Source organism: Streptomyces sp. KR55 (assembly GCF_052245645.1).
GTDB lineage: Bacteria > Actinomycetota > Actinomycetes > Streptomycetales > Streptomycetaceae > Streptomyces > Streptomyces flavusporus.
On the sequence record NZ_JBQQCE010000803.1, the window covers coordinates 1 to 2,359 of the forward strand.

The window sequence follows — 2,359 nt, forward strand, 5'->3', positions numbered from 1 at the left end:
CCCCACCCCACCGCCACCCTCCCCTGGGGCATCGCCACCCTCGCCGCCGGCCTGGCCGCAGAGGCCTACGCCGCCCACACCAGCACCACCGGCCTCTCCATGCCCGGCAGCCCACCCAGCGGCCCCGCAGGCCTGCTCCTCGGCTGGGCCCTGGCGGCCCTGGGCCTGACCCTGGCCGGCCCCGGCCTCACCCACCTCTGCGGCCACCTCCTCCAGGCAGCCCGTCCCGGCGCCGTGCGCCTTCTCGCCGGCCGCGTCCTCATGGAGGACGCCACCCGCATCGGCCGCCCCGTCGGCGTCGTCTGCGCGGCCGGGTCCGCCGCGTACGCCGTGGCCACCCTGCACGACCCGGACGGCCCGGCCTTCGGCCCGCTGACGACCCTCGGCGTCCTCCTCGTCGCGGGCTGCACGCTCGCCACCCTGCTCACCGCCGCCGTCGAGGCCAAGCACGCCCGCGCCGACACCACCGCCGCCCTGCTGCGCCTCGGCGCCCCGGTCACGATGCTGCGCGGCGCCGCCACCCTCCGCGCCGGCGCCCTCTTCGCGGTGTTCGGCCCGCTGGCCGTGTTCGTCGCCGAGCTCGCGGCCCGGCCACTGGCCCACTGAAGCTCGTACGGAAAAACTCTCCGGCCGCCGATGAGTTTCCGACGGCCCTCGGGTCTACCCCACCGAACGGCACAAGCCCGATGGGAGAGACGACACATGTACCAGCAGATGATCTTCGTGAACCTGCCCGTGAACGACCTCGACGCCTCGAAGAAGTTCTTCACGGAACTCGGCTACACGCTCAACCCGCAGTTCAGCGACGAGAACGCGGCATCCGTCGTGATCAGCGACACGATCGTCGCGATGCTGCTCACCAAGCCGTTCTACGCGACGTTCACGAAGAAGGAGATCGCGGACGCCACGAGGACCAGCGAGGTGCTGATCTGTCTGAGCGCCGAGAGCCGCGAGAAGGTCGACGAGCTGGTCGAGAAGGCGGTGGCAGCGGGCGGCACGGTGTCGGAACAGGTCCAGGACCACGGCTTCATGTACGGCCGCGCCTTCGACGACCTGGACGGCCACACCTGGGAGGTCATGTGGATGGACCCGGCGGCCGTCGAGGGCTGAGCCGCACGCATGCCTAGCATGGGCGGGTGCAGCCGACACCACCCGCCCACGCGCCCCACACCGCTTCCCACGACCGCGAGATCGAGTCCCTCGCCGAGTTCGACGAGGTCGTCGCCGAGCAGGGAACCCTCGCCCACTTCCGCGTCCAGGCCGTCGATCTGACGGACCGTACGGACGCACTGCTGTCCGTCGACACCAAGGGCGCCGTCTTCCTCGGCTGTCCGATGGACGAGGCGGCGGCCACCCGGGTGCGCGCCGCCGGCGCCCTGGTCTTCCCGCCCGTCCCGGACCTCCCCTTCGACCCGTACCGCGGCTTCGTCTACACCCCCGACGAGCTCTTCGACTCGCTCGGCCAGGGCTACGAGGCCACGCCGGACGCCCTGTCGTACGCCTGGCTCCAGGAGACGAAGGCGGACGGCGACGTCTTCGCGTCCATGCTGCGCGCGGTCCACGACGACGCCATCTCCGACGCGCTGGACGAACTCCTCGTCGGCGCCCGGGTGGTGGGCGTCATGGGCGGCCACGCGATGGCTCGCGGCACGGAGGCCTACGCCGGCGCGGCCCGCCTCGGGCGGGAGCTGGCCCGCGCGGGCTTCACCGTCGCGACCGGCGGCGGCCCCGGCGCGATGGAGGCGGCGAACCTCGGCGCGTACGCCGCTCCGTACGGCGACGAGATGCTCATGGACGCCCTCCAGCTCCTCGCCAAGGAACCGAAGTTCACCCCGTCGATCACCGACTGGGCGCGTGCCGCCTTCGAGGTGCGCGGCCGCTGGCCGGACGGCGGCCCCTCCGTCGGCATCCCCACCTGGTTCTACGGCCACGAGCCGCCGAACCCGTTCGCCGCGCACATCGCCAAGTACTTCGCCAACGCGACCCGCGAGGACGGCCTGCTGGCCCGCTGCACCGCGGGCGTGGTCTTCCTGCCGGGCGCCGCCGGGACCGTGCAGGAGATATTCGACAACGCGACCCCCAACTACTACGAGTCCCGCGGCGAGCCCACCCCCATGGTCCTGGTGAACCGCGCCCACTGGACGGAGAAGCTGCCGACATGGCCGCTGCTCCGGGCGCTCGCGCGGGAGCGTTCGATGGAGGCCCGGATCGCCCTGGTCGACGGGATCGAGGAGGCTCCGGCGGCGTTGAAACGTCTCGGCGGTTAATAAGCGGGCAAAGCCAACCGTCATGATGCGCAGACGGATTGACACTCCTTATGGAGCGCTTATAAACCTGTGAGTCTCATGGGGGTGGTGAG

2 protein-coding genes and 1 pseudogene are annotated in these 2,359 nt (G+C 71.7%); all 3 read left to right on the top strand.

Annotation, left to right across the window (positions count from 1 at the left end):
- Nucleotides 1-606 (top strand): annotated as a pseudogene (locus ACTWQJ_RS50280) (hypothetical protein); the annotation flags it as partial.
- Nucleotides 607-702: 96 nt separating this feature from the next.
- A complete protein-coding gene (locus ACTWQJ_RS50285; protein WP_443313027.1) occupies nt 703-1,110 on the top strand; it encodes a VOC family protein in 408 nt (135 codons plus the stop codon).
- A 26-nt stretch (nt 1,111-1,136) separates the two neighbouring features.
- A complete protein-coding gene (locus ACTWQJ_RS50290; RefSeq protein ID WP_443313028.1) occupies nt 1,137-2,267 on the top strand; it encodes an LOG family protein in 1,131 nt (376 codons plus the stop codon).
- Nucleotides 2,268-2,359: the final 92 nt, after the last annotated feature.

Excerpts from the sequence above, each read along its gene's own strand:
- ACTWQJ_RS50285 (WP_443313027.1), top strand. The coding sequence starts at position 703 with ATGTACCAGCAGATGATCTTCGTGAACCTGCCCGTGAACGACCTCGAC.